The sequence below is a fragment of the Endobacterium panacihumi genome, from assembly GCF_050847465.1.
GTDB lineage: Bacteria > Pseudomonadota > Alphaproteobacteria > Rhizobiales > Rhizobiaceae > Neorhizobium > Neorhizobium panacihumi.
Genome location: NZ_JBOZRA010000002.1, coordinates 99464 through 118146, shown reverse-complemented (window position 1 = coordinate 118146; position 18683 = coordinate 99464). Strand labels below are relative to the sequence as shown.

At 59.7% G+C, this 18683-nt stretch carries 14 protein-coding genes; 1 reads left to right on the top strand and 13 read right to left on the bottom strand.

Annotated features, from left to right (window positions below; all coding sequences use genetic code 11):
- Positions 1 to 159 precede the first annotated feature (159 nt).
- The 13 genes from ACRQ1B_RS12445 to ytfQ all read right to left on the bottom strand — a co-directional run bounded on the left by ACRQ1B_RS12445 (position 160) and on the right by ytfQ (position 17353).
- Positions 160 to 3309: a LysM peptidoglycan-binding domain-containing protein gene (locus ACRQ1B_RS12445; RefSeq protein WP_432293989.1), complete on the bottom strand. Its 3150-nt coding sequence runs from the start codon at positions 3307 to 3309 to the stop codon at positions 160 to 162.
- Between the two features lie 835 nt (positions 3310 to 4144).
- Positions 4145 to 5173 (bottom strand): sensor histidine kinase, encoded by a 1029-nt coding sequence (locus ACRQ1B_RS12440; protein WP_432293988.1) that lies wholly within the window; start codon positions 5171 to 5173, stop codon positions 4145 to 4147.
- A complete protein-coding gene (locus ACRQ1B_RS12435) occupies positions 5163 to 5618 on the bottom strand; it encodes a response regulator (RefSeq protein ID WP_432293987.1) in 456 nt (151 codons plus the stop codon). Before ACRQ1B_RS12435 ends, ACRQ1B_RS12440 begins: the two co-directional genes overlap by 11 nt.
- A complete protein-coding gene (locus ACRQ1B_RS12430) occupies positions 5611 to 7842 on the bottom strand; it encodes an ATP-binding protein (RefSeq protein ID WP_432293986.1) in 2232 nt (743 codons plus the stop codon). Before ACRQ1B_RS12430 ends, ACRQ1B_RS12435 begins: the two co-directional genes overlap by 8 nt.
- Positions 7843 to 8008: 166 nt before the next feature.
- On the bottom strand, positions 8009 to 9835 hold the full coding sequence (locus ACRQ1B_RS12425; protein ID WP_432293985.1) for a methyl-accepting chemotaxis protein: 1827 nt from the start codon (positions 9833 to 9835) through the stop codon (positions 8009 to 8011).
- Positions 9836 to 10170: 335 nt separating this feature from the next.
- Entirely contained in the window at positions 10171 to 10557 is a 387-nt protein-coding gene (locus ACRQ1B_RS12420) for a response regulator (RefSeq protein WP_432293984.1), read from the bottom strand.
- Between the two features lie 192 nt (positions 10558 to 10749).
- The gene (locus tag ACRQ1B_RS12415; RefSeq protein WP_432293983.1) at positions 10750 to 10974 is read right to left on the bottom strand and encodes a hypothetical protein; all 225 of its coding nucleotides are present in this window, start codon (positions 10972 to 10974) and stop codon (positions 10750 to 10752) included.
- A 118-nt stretch (positions 10975 to 11092) separates the two neighbouring features.
- On the bottom strand, positions 11093 to 11893 hold the full coding sequence (locus tag ACRQ1B_RS12410) for a potassium channel family protein (protein ID WP_432293982.1): 801 nt from the start codon (positions 11891 to 11893) through the stop codon (positions 11093 to 11095).
- A gap of 52 nt (positions 11894 to 11945) precedes the next feature.
- Positions 11946 to 12704, bottom strand: coding sequence for a FadR/GntR family transcriptional regulator (locus ACRQ1B_RS12405; protein ID WP_432293981.1), 759 nt, complete (start codon positions 12702 to 12704; stop codon positions 11946 to 11948).
- A gap of 1 nt (position 12705) precedes the next feature.
- Positions 12706 to 13692: a galactofuranose ABC transporter, permease protein YjfF gene (gene yjfF, locus ACRQ1B_RS12400; protein WP_432293980.1), complete on the bottom strand. Its 987-nt coding sequence runs from the start codon at positions 13690 to 13692 to the stop codon at positions 12706 to 12708.
- Entirely contained in the window at positions 13689 to 14753 is a 1065-nt protein-coding gene (locus tag ACRQ1B_RS12395) for an ABC transporter permease (RefSeq protein WP_432293979.1), read from the bottom strand. Before ACRQ1B_RS12395 ends, yjfF begins: the two co-directional genes overlap by 4 nt.
- Positions 14750 to 16273 (bottom strand): sugar ABC transporter ATP-binding protein, encoded by a 1524-nt coding sequence (locus ACRQ1B_RS12390; RefSeq protein WP_432293978.1) that lies wholly within the window; start codon positions 16271 to 16273, stop codon positions 14750 to 14752. The genes ACRQ1B_RS12395 and ACRQ1B_RS12390 overlap by 4 nt, the downstream gene beginning before the upstream one ends.
- Before the next feature lie 120 nt (positions 16274 to 16393).
- The gene (ytfQ, locus tag ACRQ1B_RS12385) at positions 16394 to 17353 is read right to left on the bottom strand and encodes a galactofuranose ABC transporter, galactofuranose-binding protein YtfQ (RefSeq protein WP_432293977.1); all 960 of its coding nucleotides are present in this window, start codon (positions 17351 to 17353) and stop codon (positions 16394 to 16396) included.
- A 326-nt stretch (positions 17354 to 17679) separates the two neighbouring features.
- On the opposite strand from ytfQ, the gene araD1 reads away from it, so the two are divergent.
- Positions 17680 to 18672 carry an AraD1 family protein gene (araD1, locus tag ACRQ1B_RS12380; protein ID WP_432293976.1) on the top strand — a complete coding sequence of 331 codons (993 nt, stop codon included), beginning with the start codon at positions 17680 to 17682 and terminating at the stop codon, positions 18670 to 18672.
- The last annotated feature ends 11 nt before the right edge of the window (positions 18673 to 18683 follow it).

Genomic DNA, 18683 nt, shown 5'->3' with positions numbered 1-18683 from the left:
AAGATCAGAGGTGATCGGCTCGACCGTACCTTTGGGTATCCTTCGCCAATCGCCTCTGCCCTGACGAAAACCTGCTCCGGCAGAATGGTGCAGATTAGCTGCGACGTGCTGTAGAGCGCTCCGGCAGGACATAATCAACACCCCGATTGCGGTTCCCGGTTAGCTGGCCGGCAGTGCCAGTTCGGGTATGCCAAGCGTGCCGAGCGCCACCTCTATCTGCGTCACGGAAGCCGGGGCGGCATCGCCGCCTTCGACGTAGAAACGCTCGCCGAGAAACGTCTTGTAGGGCGTGACCACTTCGCGGTCGTAAAAGGTGCTGCTGGTATATTCGTAATCGTCCGGTGCGGTGATGCCGAGCTTCGTTTCGTCACCACCGAATTCATCGATCGTGTGGTGCAGATTGTCGCGCAGGGTCGTCAGCTGATCGGAAGACATGGTGTTGATCCACTCGGCGAAGGCCTTGCGGTGATCATCGTTGTCGAGGTCGAATCCCTTGTTTTCCGCATATTCCAGAAGAATGGGGACGGGGCTGTGGCCTTCACCGCTCTGGTCGATCAGGATTGCCGAGGCTTCGTCATCCAGAGCGGAATGATTGAGGAAACGTTCGGCGAAGGCATTCTCGTATTTGCTCTTGTCCTGAACATCGGCAATCACCATCGTGGCGCCGACGCCGAGGATGGTGACCCCGACCCCGACCACGCCGAGCATCGATCCGGCGCCGAGAGCCGCCGTGAAACCGCCTGCGGCGGTCACCGCATGGGCGCTTCCCATCCACGGATTGCCCTCGCTGAAGGCCTGTACGGAATTCACGCCATCGAACAGCGCACCCACAAGGCCAATCGCCTTGGTGCCGATCTTCACGCTGCTGTCGAAGTTTTTGACGACGAAGGACTCCGGATCCATCATGCCGAGACCGCTGCGGATTTCGACGGAACGCTGCCACAGGCCGACGGAATCGAACGTGACCTTGAGGATGTTTTCGAGATTGGGCTGCGTCGCCGCCGTTCCGATGGAGTTGAGCATGCCTGCCGATGCGGCAGTGGCGCCGATCGATCGCAGCAGCTGACCCGGGATCGTCTTGTTGGAAAAGGCCCGTATGCCCTCCTGTTTATGACCCGCCAACCCGTTGAGATCGCTGTTCAACTGGTTCATCTTGATCTTGATTTCGGCCTCGCCATCCGTTGCCGATGGCAGGGATTTCTCGATCGCGTCGATGGCCTTGTTCATGTCCTTTTCGGTGACGCCCAGAAGCTTTGCCATCTTGCCGTCGCGGAAGGCGGCAAGCCCTGCCTGAACTTCCTTGAAACTTGCGGCATCGCCGGGCTTGAAGTCAGCCAGCTTCGGCAAAACGTCGCGCTGCACGACTTGCGTGGTGATTTCATCGACCAGTTTTCTGCCACGGTCGGTGAGCCGTGCCTGCTGGCTGGCAAAATCCAGAACCGTCGGGCTGTCGATCAGTGTGGGATCTGTCCGCACGGCCGCCTGTATGGCCAGGTAGGAGCGATCATCGTCAAGGATGGTCGCGATTTCCTTGTCGATCAGGGCGCGTTGTTCGGCGGGTTCTTCAGGGAACTGGCCCAGTTGCGCGAGCTGGTTGAGCAGCGTCTTGCCGTGGGCTGCGACCTCCGCCTCGTATTTTGCCTCGTTCTCGAGCCAGGTCGGGTCTTCCTTGTTCTTTTCGGTCTTATAGTTTTCGATCGCCGCCTGCATCTCCTCAGGCGTCATCGTTTCCCCGAAATTCTCGGTCAGCCAGCGAAGCTCTTCCATATGGGTCGCATAGGTGCCGACCGCATCGTTGGCATCCGTCTGGGTCTGCCGGACGCCGGGAAGGATGTCGCGCTCCAAGAGCAATGTGTCCGCGCCATTGCGTTCGGACAGTTCCAGCGGATATTTCAGGCTGCCGCCTTCGCCGATCGATTGGGTCAATTGGTTGATATCGTAAAAGCCCATATCGGCGAACCGATCGATGGCCGTATCGCCGATGGGAGTGCCTTCGATGCGATCGGCGATTTTCAGCAGGGATTCGACACCGCCATAACCCAACATCGGGCTGCCGGTGCTCTCGACATGCAATGCGTTGGCCCGTTCGATCTCGGGCATGGCGGCCGACACCAATTTTGCTGCCAGTTCGGCAGGCACTTCGTTCGTCATCGCATCGAGCCGCAGGAAGGTCTCGTACGGCTTGCTTTGCAGATGCACGGCCGGATCGTAACCCCCCAGCGGCTGTGTCGCATAATCCGCCGTGGATGCGATGAAATCACCGCCGTAACCGGTTGCAAGCAGTGCCTGCTTCAGTTCCGGGCCGGCATTGGCATAGATCTCGGCGAAAGCACGGAACTGCAGCTCTCCGTCCTCACTCGCGGCCTCGGCGCGATCGACGGCAGAACGGACCTGTCCCTCCAGTTCCGACCCGTTATGACCGGAGCTTTTCAGCGTGATGCCGGAGGCGGAAGCAGCCTGTTCAATGGCAATCTGCGCGGGGCCAGCGTCCCTCCAGTCGCGATCGAACAGGTTCTGCAGAGCGTCGGGGCGATCTTTTTCGGGCAGCGTCTGCAAAAATGTGCCGATATCGTCGGCAAGAGTTGCGATTTCGCGGCTCTGATCGATCTGCACGGAAGGATCGGCATATTCCAGAGCGTTGCCACGCTCGCGCAATTCGCCGGCAAAGGCCTCGACCGGATCGGTTTCCAGCCCGGATTCGCTGACCGCCTGTTCGACGGCGATACCGGCTGGACCGGCGTCCACCCAGTCGGATTGCGACAGCCGCAGGGCAGCGTCCTGGCGGGCTTCCTGCGGCAGGGCGGCAAGATAGTCGGCGACATCCCGCTTCATCGCGTCAATTTCACCATTGGTATCGATGCCTTCCGCCGGATCGGCATGTTCGATCCGGTTGCCGCGCTCATGAAGGGACGAAACGAAGGCATCTTCGCCCACCGGCTTGCCATTGGCATCGATGGCGGTCTCGGCAACGATTTCCGGTTCCGGTGCCGGCAGGATGACGATGTCGCCGGGATGCAGAAGGTCACCATTGTGGTTTTCCTGATCGGCGTTGATCTCAAGTGCCTCGGCCGGATCGGCGTGGTTTTGGCGGGCGATATTTTCCAGCGTGTCGCCGGTCTCGACCACGAAAATGCGGTCGCCGATCTCGGCCTGGTCCTTGCCGCCATCCCGTTCGCGGCCTTCCCGCTCACGCGTGACCAGCGCGATATCGCGCCGGAAGGCCTCGCCCTGCGCATCCGGGATCGGGGTGGCGGCATCCCCGGTTTCGTTGAAACGATTGCGGGCATTCACATCGATCCGGTAGGCCATGGCGTTCTCTCGATCTCGTCAAAAGGAAAGTCGTCGACACTGGTCTTGATGGTGAAGCTAGCGTTAAAGGCGCGGGATATGCGTTACAGTTTCATGAAAGTTTCGGGGTGATTTCGGGGCTGATGGACACGGCTGGCTGGTGAATGCGGTCATCCCGGAAAAAGGGCGGAGTCCACCCTTGGCGATCCCGGTTTTTCAATTTTTGCCCGCTGTCGTTGCGGGTTATGCGGCCGGGGCACGTCCTGTGCCTCCTAATTTAATTTTATTATGGCGCACGACGTGCCCCGTTCGGTGGTTTTTCCGCGCAACTCCGGTCCTTCTGCGGCGGCTCGCTGTTATTGGTTATTAGATCGAGCCGGTTTGTGTGCGACACACGCACGCCCCGCCATCTTTCAGGCGAGAGGAAGACCATTTTCTGCGCAGCCCCGCATGGATCGCCTGCATCAGGGCGTCCCATGCGATCACCGGCCCTGTCTCGCCGGCAATGCAGACCGGTGTAGCCGAAACAGAACGCGTGGAGTATCGCACAATCCCGAAATGTGGGGATGAACTCGGATTCAAGATATTGATATCATTGAATCGACCCTTCAAAACGTCCCCCGGCTTTTGTCAATTTTGCGGATTTTGAGCAAAGAAACCCCTCGACCCAAGCGCGTCTAGCGCTCGGCTTCGCCTCTCGCGGACTTGCTATCCTCTCCCTCAAGGGGAGAGGAAGAGACGCTGCGGCTTTATCTCTCCTCTTGCGGGAGAAACTGCGATCTCAACATCTCATCTCGTGACCAAATGCTGGAAATTGCAGGTGAAGGGCTTTTGGCGGCCACCCGGTGATGAACCGCTAGCTGATGATATTCTCGTCGCCTTGCGACAGCGGAAAACGGATGTCGCAGATCAATCCCGTTACCGCATAATCCAGCACCGTCTCGCCGCGCAGTTCATAACGAATGCTGCGCTGGATCAACGTCGTCCCGAACCCGTCGGTTTCCGGCTGCTTGACCGCAGGTCCGCCGATTTCGCGCCAGCGCAGGGCAAGCCATGGTTCGCCGTCCACCTCGTCGCGCGTCCAATCGATCAGCACCCGCCCGTCGGCATGCGACAGCGCGCCGTATTTGATGGCGTTGGTCATCAACTCGTTGAACGCAAGGCTGAGCGCCAATGCCGCCTTGGGATCGAGATGGATCAACGGCCCGGCGGTGATCTCGAAACGGTTGCCCTGCTCATGCGGTGTGATGGTCCGCTCCAGCACCTGCAGCAATTCGGCATCGGTCCAGTTGCTTTCGAACAGCAGGGCGTGCGCATCCGCCATGGCGCGCAATCGCCCGCCCAGGTTTTCGACATAGTTTTCCACCGTGCCGCTATTGCGCGCGGTGCGCCGCACGATCGACATCACCATCGCCATCGTGTTTTTGACGCGATGGCTGAGTTCGCGCACCAGCAGTTCCTTCTGGTGCTCGGCGCGGCGGCGTTCTGTGCGTTCGCGTGCTTCGGCCAGCGCCCGCTCCACGGCGGCAGGCAGGCGGATGAGCCGCTGTTTCAACACATAATCGGTTGCGCCGTGGCGGAAAGATTCGATCGCCACCTCCTCGCCCAGCACGCCGGAGACGAAAATGAACGGCACATCCGGCACCTGTGCTGCGGCGAGTTCCAGCGCCGACATGCCGTCGAAATCCGGCAGCGAAAAATCGGAGAGGATCACGTCGAAATCGCGCTCGCCCAGCGCCTTCACATAGGCCGCACGGGAAGCGGCGCGCCGGATTTCCGGCACGGGCGAGATCTTTTCCAAATATTCGGCAATCAGCTCGGCATCAAGCGGGCTATCCTCGAGCAGGAGAATGCGTGGGCGGGCGGGGGCATGATCAAGGGGCATTGCGTCCAAATCCCGGTGGCGGTTCGTTGAGGATGGCCCAGAACACGCCGAGGTCCTGGATGGCCTTGAAGAATTCGTTGAACTCGACAGGCTTCACCACGAATGCGTTGACGCCAAGCTCGTAGGAGCGGACGAGATCCTGCTCCTCGCGCGAGGACGTCAGCATGACCACGGGAATGTGGCGCAGGTTTCCGTCCTTCTTGATTCTTTCCAGCACTTCCAGCCCGTCGATCTTGGGCAGTTTCAGGTCGAGCAGAACCACGGTCGGATTGCCGCCCTCCTTGCCTGCATGGCTGCCCGCACCGAGCAGGTAGTCCATTGCCTCGGCACCATCACGGGCGATGACGATCTCGTTGGCCAGCTGGCATTTTTCCAGCGCCGCGAGTGTCAGCTCGAGGTCGCGCGGATTGTCCTCGACAAGCAGTATCGGGCGCAGTTCAGGCAAGTCGTTTTCCTTTCCCTTCTTTCGGCAGGGCAAACACGAAGGTGGCGCCGTTATCGACTTCACCTTCGCCTCGAATGGTACCGTTGTGTCGTTCGATGATTCGGCGCACGAGAGCAAGGCCGATGCCCGTACCCTCGAAATCCTCGACCCGCTGCAGCCGCTGGAACACGCCGAACAGTTTGTCGACGTAAGCCATGTCGAAACCGACACCATTGTCGGCGACGGTGTAGGTCGTACGGTCGTCGTCGCTGTTGCCCGTCACAGAGATTTTTGCAGGGTGGCGGGGGCGCGAATATTTGACGGCGTTTTCGATCAGATTGAACCAGACCTGCCGCAGCAGTGTCGCATCGCCCCAGGCATTCGGCAGCGGATCGATCGCCCAGACGATGTCACGCTCCTGATTGCCGAGCATCACGCTGCGCACCACCTCCGCCACCAGCTTGTTCATGTCGATGGTCTTGTTGACGAGCGAGGCGCGGCCGAGCTGCGAGAAATTGAGAAGATCATCGACCAGGCGGCCGGCCGAAATCGCGGCTTCCGAAATCGTCTGAAGGTAATGTCTTGATTTTTCGTCGAGCGCGTTTTCCCGTTCGCGCAGGAGTTGCGCGAAGCCGACGATATGGCGAAACGGCGCGCGCAGATCGTGCGAGACGGAATAGGAAAACGCTTCCAGTTCCTTGTTGGAGCGCTGCAGCTCGCTGCTCAGTTGCGCCAGTTCCTCGGCCTTGCGCAGGACGATGCCGACGATCGCCGCGCGCAGGTCGCGGGCCGCGCCGATTTCCGCATCCGCCCAGGCAACGGATTGAAGCCGAACCTCATCGCTCCACCGCTCGAAGGATGCGCGCGGATGGATGCGGCCCTGCTCGCGAATGATCTTGTGCGGATTGCCGCCCCACTCGACGGTGCGCAGCACTTCCGGACGAAACCAGATCAGCCAGCTGGAATGAAGTTCTGAAATGCGGATGGCGATGATACCGCTTGCCGCGCCGGCAAAGCGTTCGGCTTCCGGCATCTCTGTTGCCAGCGTGCTGGTCGAAAAAACCTCTGTTTCCTGACGCTCGTCCAGCCAGGTTATGATGCTGCGGACCTGATCTTCTTCCGGAGCCTCACCGATCCTGACATAGTCGCCGCCGCTGAGGATGGCGGCGCCCGTGGCTGCTACCTGTGCCAGAAGGTCGTTGGGACTGGAAATTAACCCATCCAGCCAGTAATGGCTGGCGCTCATGGCGCCGAGAAGGCGCCCCTGGATGCGCGCCAGCGCCACGCTATGGGCGGCGCTGTCGGCGTGTTCCTGCGCGGCGATGCGCATGGCCAGCGTCTGCACGATGAAATCGCAGGCCTCGCGCGTCATCACCGTGACATGGTGCGGTTCATGGCTGTGGCAGGCGATCAGGCCCCACAGCCGGCCATCCACCATGATCGACACCGACATCGACGCCGATGTGCCCATGTTGCGCATGTATTCGAGATGGATCGGCGAGACGCTGCGCAGCTGCGCCGCGCTCATGTCCAGCGGCGCACCGGTCTCCGGGTTCAAGGCGGGTTCGACGCGTACCGGTACATAATCTGCATCGGGAATGATACGGATATGGTTGGCGGCGTAAAGCGCGCGTGCCTGCGCCGGGATGTCACCGGCCGGAAAACGCAGGTCGAGATAGGAGGGAAGGCGGCCATTGCCCGCTTCCGCCACCACATGGCCGTTCCATTCCTTGTCGAAACGATAGGCGAGCACCCGGTCGAAGCCGGTGAGATTTTCAATAAGGCGCACGGTGGTGGAAAGCGCGTCGGAGAGATCGGGCTGGCCTGCCAGCTGCTGGGCAAAACCGCGCAGTTTCAGAAACACCTGATCGGCGGCATCGCCGAATGATATTTCCGCTTCGGCGACAATAAGATCTCCGGACCGGTGAAAGCCTAGACTGAGCCGGCCCGCCTGGATCTGCAGCTGTGGTTCTTCGGATGCGTGCCAGCTGGCGATATCGGAGATCCGTTCGCCGATCACGCCGCCTGCCGGCTTGCCGAGGGTGATCGCGTCTCCCAGGTAGTCGCCAGCATTTGCACTGGCCTGCACCACCACCATGTCGGAGCTGCGCATCACCAGAAGCGCACCATGCGGCTGGATTGATCCTGGACTATGGATCGGTTCCTGCGCACAGGTCTCGAGATCAAGATCCGGCAGGTTCACATCGATACTCCAGGTTGGCGGTTTTTCGCTTTGCTCACGCATATTGATGAATGTTCAGTGCGCGATGCCGTCTGGCCAACATAGGCATGGAGCACTCGATGTAAACGCCCGATCGCCAATTCGGTTCATGTCCGACCGTATCAAGGACAGGAAACGGCGAAGGGCGCAGGTTTGCCCGCGCCCATCCTTACCATTCTATGATGCAGGATCAGAATTCTTCCCAATTGTCCTGTGCGAGAGCCGCATTGCCGTGGAAAGCCGGCGCCGCGCGTCTGGGCGCGGCCTGAACAACGGGCTGCGCTGCCACCGGCCTCGATATCGGCTTCGATACGGGATGCGGCGCCGGAGTTGCAGCGCGGTTGTTCGCTGTAACCGATGCCGGTTTGCGATAGGCTTCGTCGCCGACATTGAACTGGGCAATCAGCTTGAACAGGTCTTCGGCTTCTGCCGCCAGCGCCTGGGCCGCGGCATTCGACTGTTCCACCATGGCGGCATTCTGCTGCGTGCCCTGATCGATCGTGTTGACGGCCTTGTTGATCTCGGTGAGGCCGGTCGATTGTTCGCGCGCGGATTCGACGATTGCCGCCACGTTGCCGCTGATCTGCTGCACCTGCACGACGATCTGATCGAGTGCCGCACCGGTGCGATCGACCAGTGTCACGCCTTCCTTCACCTGGGCTGCGGACGCGGTGATCAGCGCCTTGATTTCCTTGGCGGCCTTTGCCGAACGCTGGGCAAGCTCGCGCACTTCCTGGGCAACCACGGCAAACCCCTTGCCGGCTTCGCCCGCACGCGCGGCCTCGACGCCTGCGTTCAGAGCGAGAAGGTTGGTCTGGAAGGCGATCTCGTCGATCACGCTGATGATATTGGAAATCTCGCGCGAGGAATTTTCGATCGCCCCCATGGCGGAGATCGCCTCCCGCACCACGACGCCGGACTGTTCGGCGCTGCTGCGGGTTGTTTCCACCAGCTGACCGGCTTCATGGGCGCGTCGGCTGCTGTCGGCCACAGTAGTGGTGATCTGTTCCAATGCGGCTGCGGTCTCTTCCACGGAAGCGGCCTGATCGTCTGTACGCTTGGAAAGGTCGTCGGACGCGCTGCGCACCTCGGCAGACGCCGCAGCAATGCCGCTGGCATTGCGGGCAACGGTCGTCATGGCGTCGCAGAGGCGCTGTGCGGTCAGGTTGAAATCCACCCGCAGGCGTTCGAGCGATGGAATGAACGGATGTTCGATCCGGCTGGTCAGATCGCCGTTTGCCAGATGGTTGAGGCCATCCGCCAGGGTTTCTACGTTATCGACGCGGCCAGTGATGTCGGTCGCGAATTTGACGACCTTGAATACATTGCCGTTCATATCGAAGATCGGGTTGTAGGACGCCTGGATATGGACGACGCGGCCGCCCTTGCCGACGCGCTTGAATTCCGAAGCGACGAACTCGCCGGCTTGCAACCGGGTCCAGAAACCCTTGTATTCCTCGCTATGGGTATAATCGCCATCGCAGAACATCGCGTGATGCTGACCGACGATTTCGCTCAGCGGATAACCGACGGTCTGCAGGAAATTTTCGTTGGCATTGAGGATCTTGCCCTCGGGCGTGAACTCGATCATCGCCTGCGCGCGAGACACGGCGGCGATCTTGCCGGCATCGTCGGCCGCCTTCAGGGTCGCCTCGGTAATGTCAGTGGCGAATTTGACGACCTTGTAAACCTTGTCGCCGCGGAAAACGGGATTGTAGGACGCTTCGATCCAGACCTCGCGACCGCCCTTGCCGATACGCTTGTACTGGCGACGATCGAATTCGCCGCGGCCAAGCTTGGCCCAGAACAGTCTGTATTCCTCGCTTGCCGCTTCTTCCGGCGGCACGAACAGCTTGTGATGCTGGCCGATGATTTCCGATGCCGCATACCCCAGCGTCGCGCAAAAGTTTTCGTTGGCGGCGAGCACGCGTCCGCTTGGATCAAACTCGATGATCGCCTGCGAGCGGCTCATGGCCTTGAGGATGCGCGCTGCATCCGAAGAAATAGAAAGAGGCATGCCTGATCTCCAGATTACCGTTCCAGCGCAACCCACGACCGTCCGAGAGAGTACGAAAAATATGTCATTTCGCAACCGAAGGGTTAGTGTGTCGATCCGGGACCCCCAATATACAATCCTGAATTTCGATTGAGGTCAGTATAGATCAAACTACTTACAAAGCAGTGAATCTGGATATTTCATTTGAAGGTGATGTATTTCAGAAAATTTACTGTTTCAAACTGTGATCTGTTGTCATTAAAAGGTCTGTATCTCATTGTTGTTGCAACTAAATAGCAATATATGCTTGCGCAAAAGTGTTTTCTCGCGATAAAATTGCAGAGATAGCGATTGAACTATTTTTCCGCAGTATGGAAGACGTCGTTCAACAACCGCTCCAGTCTCTGCGGGTTCCACGGTTTGGGCAGCAGCGGCAGGCCGGTCAGCTTCTGTTTGAGCTCGGGAAGCTCGGCATAACCGCTGCACACAATCACCGGCACATTGCGCGCGCGCAACAGCTCAATGACCGGAAACGACATCTCTCCATGCAGGTTGAGATCAACGACAGCACCGTCGAGACCCATATTTTCCGCCGCTTCCAGTGCCTGGCCCACCCGGCCATAAGGACCGATGACGTCATAACCACGATCTCCGAGAAAATCTTCCATATCCATGGCGAGAAGCAGATCGTCTTCCAAAAGGAGGATGGTCGGTCTTGAGGCGGTTTTTCGGGCTGTCTGCACTGCTGTTTCCTGCGTTCATCCAAGACATACTGGGGACGAGCGATGGTACTTGCGGTACGGATGACAGAATTCAAGAGTTTTATTGCATTCTAAAAAAGACGTGATCGAATGCGGTCGATTTGGGCGCCAGAAACTGCGAAAACCTCATTCTCGTGGCGCTCGGCTTGAAAGGGTTTCTGCCGGCAACGCCTGCTAATCTGGCAGCCGCCGCACCATGCGAAGCCTGTCGCCCGGGGCGAAAACCAGGATGCCATCCTGCTCGAGTGCCGACAGGACCTCGATGATCTCTTCTCGTCCGTATCCGGCGGCATTCAACGGGGTCGTGATGTCCAGAAGATTGATCGTCTTTTCGGGTTCCGCCTTGAGGGCACGCAACCGCGCAACCAAAGCGATTTCGATGTCGTTGAATCTGCTCATAGGCCGGTTGATCCGAAGTCTGGTTGGTATGGAGCCGCCTTCTGCGTTGCCCTATGCGGAATGCCGACAGCAACGTGCGGTGAATATTGGCGGGCATGACATTGCTTGATCAATCCTGTCACATCCCTTCGTCAGGGATGTTGAGAATATGGCCGCACGCCTTGCAGTGCACGGCGTCGGCATCATGCCTTTGCAACCCGCATTCCGGGCAGGGGAATGTCACCTTGTAGGGTCGCACCACCGCTTGGGCGAGGCGCACGAACAGCGAGATGCCGATGATCATGGTCAGCACCGAGGTCAGCTTGCCGATCGTGCCGGGCAGGGTGATGTCGCCGAAGCCCGTCGTCGTCACCGTCGCCACGGTGAAATAGAGTGCATCGACAAACCCTTCGCCGCCCGGCCGGTCATAAAAGAAGCTCGTATAAACAAAGCCGGTCATAACGAAGAGGAAGACGAGAAAATTGATGACGGCGCGGATGACATCCTGAACATTGCCGCAGCCGAGCCGGATCATGATCACCTTGAACAGCCGGCTGTTGCTGATCGCCCACAGCCGCATGATGCGCAGGAAGGCAAAATTGAACAGCGCCTCGGGAAACAGCAGCGTCGCCAGAATGAACAGGTCGATCCATGTCATCGGCCGTTTAACGAAGGTCCAGAACGAGGGGGCAGCAATGACCCGCGCCGTCAGTTCGCCGGCAATCCACACGGCGATCATGTAGTCGATGATCAGGTAGCTCGGCCCGCTGCGCAGATAGGGGCCAAGCAGGAAGAAGGTGAGGATGGCGAGATCGATGATCGCCAGCAGCGCCTGCCAGCGCAAGGCCCAGTTATCCCGACCGCGTTCGATACGCTGCAGGTTTTCGCGCAAATGGCGCGAGCGGTAACGAAACGTGCGATCGGTGTCCTGAGTGCTCATGCCGCCCAGATAGACACTTCTTAGTCGCGGTCAAGCAGCGCGAGAAAACCTGTCATGTTGCCAGGTTTTCCAATTGCGCGGCGCGCTCCATCGAACCGAGAATACGGCTTTTGCCGACATCGATGACATGCTGCATGGCGGCGATCGCCTTGCCCGGATCGCGCGAGGCGATCGCGTGGGCGATGCGCAGATGGTTGCTCGCCACCTCGTCGATCTTTTCCGGAGATGCCGCCGGCGACGACAGCTGGAAGGAGATCGCCAATGCCGCCTCGATCAGGGCACTAGCCGAGCGCATGAACGGGTTGCCGGACATGCGCGCGACCGCCAGATGAAATTCGAGATCCACCTTGGCGATGGTTTCCGGCGTGTGCGACAGATCATCGAACCGAGCGGCGATGGCATAAAGCGCGACGATATCGTCGCTGGTCGCGCGAACCGCTGCAGCTGCGGCTGCGGCCGGTTCCAGCGCATTGCGCATTTCGGCGATGTAATCGATGAAAGCATGGTCTATGCCCGCTTCACAGCGCCAACCCAAAACGTCGGGATCAAAAAAATTCCAGCTGTCGCGCGGCAGGACGCGGGTGCCGACACGTGCCTTCGGTTCGATGAGCCGTTTCGCCGTCAGCGTCTTCATCGCCTCGCGCAGCACCGTGCGCGACACGCCGAAGCGGGCCGAGAGTTCGTTATCACCGGGCAGGATTGAGCCTTCCGGAATTTCGCCGGAAACGATGGCGCTGCCGAGTTCGGCAACCACATGCGCATGGCTGCTGCGTCGTTTGCGTCCACTGATCGTCGTTTCCAGCAGTCCCAATTCAAGCCCCCTTCAGGCGTGCGATATCGATGCGCCTGTTTGAATACCAGATGATCCCGCGCTGCAACACGATGAACACGAAGAGCAGGATTCCAATGACGATTTTCGTCCACCATGAGGATAATGTGCCATCGAAAACGATGTAGGTCTGGATCAGCCCCTGGATGAGAATGCCGACAAACGTGCCGGCAATCAGGCCGGTGCCGCCGGTGAGCAACGTGCCGCCGATGACGACGGCTGCAATCGCGTCGAGTTCGACGCCGACCGTCGCCAGCGAATAACCGGAGGAGGTGTAGAGCGTGTAGGCGATCCCGGCGAGGCCGGAGAGAAAGCCTGACGTCGCGTAGATGCCGATCGTGGTGCGCCCCACCGGCACGCCCATCAGTTCCGCCGATTGCGGATTGCCGCCCAGCGCATAGACATTGGCGCCGAATTTCGTACGCGACGCGATAATGCCGCCGATGACGAAAACGGCGATCATCAGCATCGACATCGCCGTCAGCCTGCCGCCGCCGGGAAAGCGGAAATAAAAACCCTGAATGGTGTCGATGAAAGGATGCGAGATCGGCACCGATTCTGTCGAGATCAGATAGGCGGCACCGCGAGCCAGAAACATGCCGGCCAGCGTCACCACGAAGGGCGGGATCTGCAGGTAACGGATCATCGCGCCCATGGCGCTGCCGAATGCCGTGGAAATCACCAGAACCATCGCAAAGGCCGTCAGTGGATGCAGGCCTAGAGAGCCGACCGTGACGGCGACAAAGACGCTGGTAAAGGCGATGACCGAACCGATCGAAAGGTCGATGCCGCCCGACAGGATGACGAATGTCATGCCGACCGCCGCAATGCCGAGAAAGGCGTTGTCGACGAGCAGATTGCCGATGACGCGCGTGGACAGCATGGCCGGGAATTGCAGGGCGCAGAGCGCATAGGCGATGACGAAGATGGCGAGCGTGGTGACGAAGGGAAGATTGCGGCTGTGGATCATCGGGTGCTTCCCTTCACGCTGGCATCATTGACTTCCGAGCGTTTGGTCGGCGCGGCAATCTCCGGCCGTTTGCGCCAGAAGCGCAGAAATGCGGTGAGCGTCAAAAGCGCCGGCGATTGCAGGGTGAGCACGATGACGATGATGACGGCCTTGATGATAAGGTTGAATTCCGGCGGAAAGCCCGAAACCAGAATGCCGGTATTGATCGACTGGATGATCAGCGCGCCCAAGAGCGAAGCCGCGATGGAAAACCGTCCGCCATTCAGCGAGGTGCCGCCGATGACAACCGCGAGGATGGCGTCGAGTTCCAGCCACAGGCCGGCATTGTTGGCGTCTGCGCCGCGAATGTCGGCGGTGACGATCAGGCCGGCGACGGCGGCCATCAGGCCGGAAATGGCGTAGACGAAAAAGATCAGGAATTTTGCTCGCACACCGGCCAATGTAGCCGCGCGGCGGTTGATCCCCGTTGCCTCGATCAGGAAACCTAGCGCAGAGCGCCGCACCAAAAGGCCGACGATCAGCGCCATCGCCACCCAGATCAGGATCGGCAATGGCACGCCGGCAAAGGACCCGGAGCCGAGGGCGGCAAAGGTGTCGTTGTTGAAGGTGAGAATGGCACCCTCGGTGATCAGCTGAGCGATGCCGCGACCGGCCACCATCAGGATCAGCGTGGCGATGATCGGCTGGATATCCAGAAGCGCCACCAGCATGCCGTTCCACAACCCGCAGATCAGTCCGACGCCGAGCGAGACGAGGATGACGACCGGCAGGCTGTAACCCTGCGTGACGAGGCTGGCTGCCACTGCGCCACAGATGGCGATGACGGCGCCGATCGACAGGTCGATGCCGCGTGTGGCGATGACCAGCGTCATGCCGATGGTCAGAAGCGCCACGGGGGCGGCGCGGACAAGAACGTCGATCAGGCTGCCATAGATGCGGCCATTGGCGATGGAGAGATTGAGAAAGCCCGGAGCAACTGCGGTGATCATCGCCAGAATGACGGCGAGCGCGATCAGTTGCGGAGCAAGGCGGCGCAGGCGGCGGGTGATGGCGTTTTTCATGCGGCCTCCGTGCGGTTCGGAGCGGCAATGGCGTGCATGATATTGTCGGCCGTCACCTCTGTGCCGGAAAGTTCGGCGATATGCTTGCGGTCGGAGAGCACGATGACGCGATGGGCAATCGCCGTCAGTTCCTCCAGTTCGGACGAGATGACCACCAGCGACATGCCCTCGGCACAGAGACGTTCGATCATTTTCAGAATTTCCGCATGCGCGCCGATATCGATGCCGCGGGTCGGTTCGTCGAGGATCAGCAGACGTGGATTGGTGGCGAGCCAGCGGGCCAGAATGGCCTTCTGCTGGTTGCCGCCCGACAGAAATTTGATCGGCCGGTCGGGATCGGCGGGGCGGATATCGAGCGAGCGGATAAATTCCGCTGCCAGTTCCTGCCGCTGGCGCGAGGAAATCGGTTTGGCCCAGCCCTGCCGCGCCTGAAGCGCCAGCGCGATGTTTTCGGCCACGGAGAAATCGCCGATAATGCCGTCGCTCTTGCGCTCTTCGGGACAGAATCCAAACCCTTGCGCAATCGCTGCTTCCGGCGAGGTCAGCGCGATCTCTCTGCCGTCCACCGTCGCCGTGCCGCTGTCGGCGCGGTCGATGCCGAACAGCAGGAAGGCCGTTTCGCTGCGGCCGGAACCGAGCAGGCCGGCCACACCCACCACTTCACCGGGACGGATGGCGAGATCGAAAGGCGAAACGCTGCCGCGCTTGCCGTAGTCGGTAAAATGGATCGCGGCATCGCCAGTCGGCACCGCACCTTCGCTGGCCTGATGATCGCGTGTGACATGCTGCAGCTCGCGGCCGAGCATCATCGAGATCAGATCCATGCGCGGAAGGTTTTCGATATCGCGGCTGCCGACCAGTTTTCCGTTGCGCAGCACCGTCACGCGATCGGCGACGGCATAAACCTGATTGAGAAAATGGGTGATGAGAATGATGCCGAGCCCATCCGCCTTCAGCTTGCGCAGCACGGAAAACAGCGTCTCCACCTCCTGCGCATCAAGGCTGGCGGTCGGCTCGTCCAGAACCAGAACCTTGCCGGACAGATCGACGGCGCGGGCAATGGCGATGATCTGGCGGATGGCGACGGAATAGGTGGAGAGCAGCGCATCGACATCGATATCGAGCCCATATCGAGCCAGAAGGTCACGCGAGCGGCGGCGCATCTCGCGGCGGTCGGTCAGGCCGAAACGGCGTGGCTGGCGGCCAAGAAACAGATTTTCCGCCACCGTCAGGTTTTCCAGAAGATTGACCTCCTGATAGACCGTGCCGATGCCAAGCGTCTGCGCCTCGCCGACATTGGCCGGCGATACGTCCTCACCATCCAGACGAATGGTGCCGCTGTCACGCGAATAAACGCCGGTGAGGATTTTTATCAGCGTCGATTTGCCGGCGCCGTTTTCGCCCAAGAGCGCATGGATTTCGCCGTGACGCAGCGAAAAATCGACATTGTCGAGCGCCACATTGCCGAGAAAGCTTTTGGCAATCGATCTCGCTTCCAGAATGTTTTGGGGATCTGACATGCTCACCTGTCCGCACGGTTTTTGGGCGAGCGGCACGTGTTCAACGCGCCGCTCGTTCTGCGTCAGTGATGCGGGCAGTCCACCGAATGCCCGCTCTGGTTTATGCCTTGAGGGCAGGTATCAGTAGCCGAGGCCCTTCTTGGCTTCGTACACCTTCATCGGGTCATCCTTCTGGGTGTAGAGCTTGGACTCGGTCTGGATCCATTTTTCCGGCTCCTTCTTGTCCTTCAGATACGCATCCAGCGCATCGAAGGCAGGGCCGGCCATGTTCGGGGTCAGTTCCACCGTGGCGTTGGCTTCGCCCTTCGCCATGGCCTGAAAGATATCCGGCACGGCGTCGATGGAGACGATCTTGATGTCGGTGCCCGGTTTCAGGCCGGCTTCCTTGATCGCCTGGATGGCGCCGACGGCCATGTCGTCATTGTGGGCGTAAACGGCACAGATATCCTTGCCGCCGCCTTCCGCCTTGATGAAGCTTTCCATGACTTCCTTGCCCTTGGTGCGGGTGAAGTCACCGGTCTGCGAACGCACGATCTTGATGTTCGAGGCAGACTTGATGCCTTCCTCAAAACCCTTCTTGCGGTTGATGGCGGGCGAAGAACCGGTCGTGCCCTGCAGTTCCACGACCTTGCAGTCCTTGGAGCCGACATCCTTGGCAAGCCATTCGCCGGCAACCTTGCCTTCATGCACCTGATCGGAGGTGACGGCGGTCAGGTAAAGATCTTTTGGCGACTCGATCTCTCGGTCGAGCAGGATCACCGGGATGTTTTCTTCCTTGGCTTCCTTCAGCACGGCATCCCAGCCGGTTGCGACCACCGGTGCGATCAGGATCGCATCGACGCCCTGCGCGATGAAGCCACGGATCGCCTTGATCTGGTTCTCCTGCTTCTGCTGCGCGTCGGCGAATTTCAGCGTGACGCCGCGTTTTTCGGCTTCCTGCTTGGTGACGGTGGTTTCGGCCGCACGCCAACCGGATTCGGAGCCGATCTGCGAGAAGCCGACCGTCAGCGATGCTGCGGAAACACTGGATGCCAAGGAAAGTGTCAATGCGACGCCAAGCGCCGCGAATGCTGTTCTCATCTTTAATCCTCCCAGAGATGAAAGTAGCAAGTGCATCGCTAACTGATCATATAGTCATACTTTTGCAAGTGGAATCTTTGTCGAAAAATGACAATTGTCCGCTGTTTCGGTGCATTTTCGAGATGCAAACGATTTAAAATGCCTAAAAACTAGGCGTCGGCTTCATGTTGATGGACCTTGCTGAGCCAATTCGGCTTCTTGACAATCGGCTCCCTGTTCCAATAGTCATATTTATCGGCAAAGCGTCACTATGGCGCAGCTGCTGTGGAGTGTCCGGCCCTGAGGAGGCGCCGGGTGGGAGAAAAAACACCTAGGGTGATTGGTTGATGCTGCGAATTCTTCAGGTTGCGGATGCATCCGGCGCTGTGCGCGTCGTTGCATGGGATGGTGAAGGCGATGCCCGTATCGTCAATGGCGCAAATGCCACATACGAACTGGCACAGCAGGCCATCGCGGCCGGAAAGTCGCTTGCCGAACAGATTGACGCCGCCGGGCTCGGCGAGGTCGTCGATCTCGAAAAGGCCGCTGCGGAAAAACGGATTCTCCTGCCGATCACGCATCCCGATCCGGCCCATTTTATCGTGGCCGGCACCGGCCTTACCCATCTCGGTTCGGCCGACGGTCGCGACAAGATGCACAAGGCAGCGCAATCGGCGGAAAAGCCAACCGATTCCATGCGCATGTTCCTGATGGGCGTCGAAGGCGGCAAGCCGAAGCCCGGTCAGGAAGGCGTGCAGCCGGAATGGTTCTACAAGGGTGACGGCTCGCAGCTGCGGGCCACAGGCGAAGATCTGGAATCGCCCGCCTTCGCGCTCGATGGCGGCGAAGAACCGGAACTGGCCGGCATCTATCTGATTGGCGAGGACGGCGTGACCTATCGCGTCGGTTTCTGCCTCGCCAACGAATTTTCCGACCACGTGACGGAGAAGGGCAACTATCTCTGGCTCGCGCATTCAAAACTGCGACAGGCCGGTCTTGGCCCCGAACTGCTGGTCGGTGATCTGCCGGATCATGTCGAGGGCACGTCGCGTATTCTGCGGGATGGCAAGACCGTGTTCGAAAAGCCCTTCCTGTCGGGCGAGGCGAACATGTCGCACACGATCGCCAATCTCGAACACCACAATTTCAAATACGATATCTTTCGCCGTCCCGGCGATCTGCATGTGCATTTCTTCGGCACGGCGACGCTCTCCTTCTCGGAAGGCATCAAGACCGAGCCGGGCGACGTCTTCGAAATTGCGGCAGCGCCGTTCAAGCTTCCTCTTGTCAATCGCCTGACGGCCGCTGCGGCGACGCCTGTCGACATGCGCAAGCTGTAAAGGAAGTCTGG

What these genes read in the sequence shown, in the direction of transcription:
- ACRQ1B_RS12445 (WP_432293989.1), bottom strand. Translation starts at nt 3,309, where the DNA reads ATGGCCTACCGGATCGATGTGAATGCCCGCAATCGTTTCAACGAAACC.
- ACRQ1B_RS12440 (WP_432293988.1), bottom strand. Translation starts at nt 5,173, where the DNA reads ATGCCCCTTGATCATGCCCCCGCCCGCCCACGCATTCTCCTGCTCGAG.
- ACRQ1B_RS12430 (WP_432293986.1), bottom strand. Translation starts at nt 7,842, where the DNA reads ATGCGTGAGCAAAGCGAAAAACCGCCAACCTGGAGTATCGATGTGAAC.
- ACRQ1B_RS12425 (WP_432293985.1), bottom strand. Translation starts at nt 9,835, where the DNA reads ATGCCTCTTTCTATTTCTTCGGATGCAGCGCGCATCCTCAAGGCCATG.
- ACRQ1B_RS12415 (WP_432293983.1), bottom strand. Translation starts at nt 10,974, where the DNA reads ATGAGCAGATTCAACGACATCGAAATCGCTTTGGTTGCGCGGTTGCGT.
- ACRQ1B_RS12410 (WP_432293982.1), bottom strand. Translation starts at nt 11,893, where the DNA reads ATGAGCACTCAGGACACCGATCGCACGTTTCGTTACCGCTCGCGCCAT.
- yjfF (WP_432293980.1), bottom strand. Translation starts at nt 13,692, where the DNA reads ATGATCCACAGCCGCAATCTTCCCTTCGTCACCACGCTCGCCATCTTC.
- ACRQ1B_RS12395 (WP_432293979.1), bottom strand. Translation starts at nt 14,753, where the DNA reads ATGAAAAACGCCATCACCCGCCGCCTGCGCCGCCTTGCTCCGCAACTG.
- ACRQ1B_RS12390 (WP_432293978.1), bottom strand. Translation starts at nt 16,273, where the DNA reads ATGTCAGATCCCCAAAACATTCTGGAAGCGAGATCGATTGCCAAAAGC.
- ytfQ (WP_432293977.1), bottom strand. Translation starts at nt 17,353, where the DNA reads ATGAGAACAGCATTCGCGGCGCTTGGCGTCGCATTGACACTTTCCTTG.
- araD1 (WP_432293976.1), top strand. Translation starts at nt 17,680, where the DNA reads ATGCTGCGAATTCTTCAGGTTGCGGATGCATCCGGCGCTGTGCGCGTC.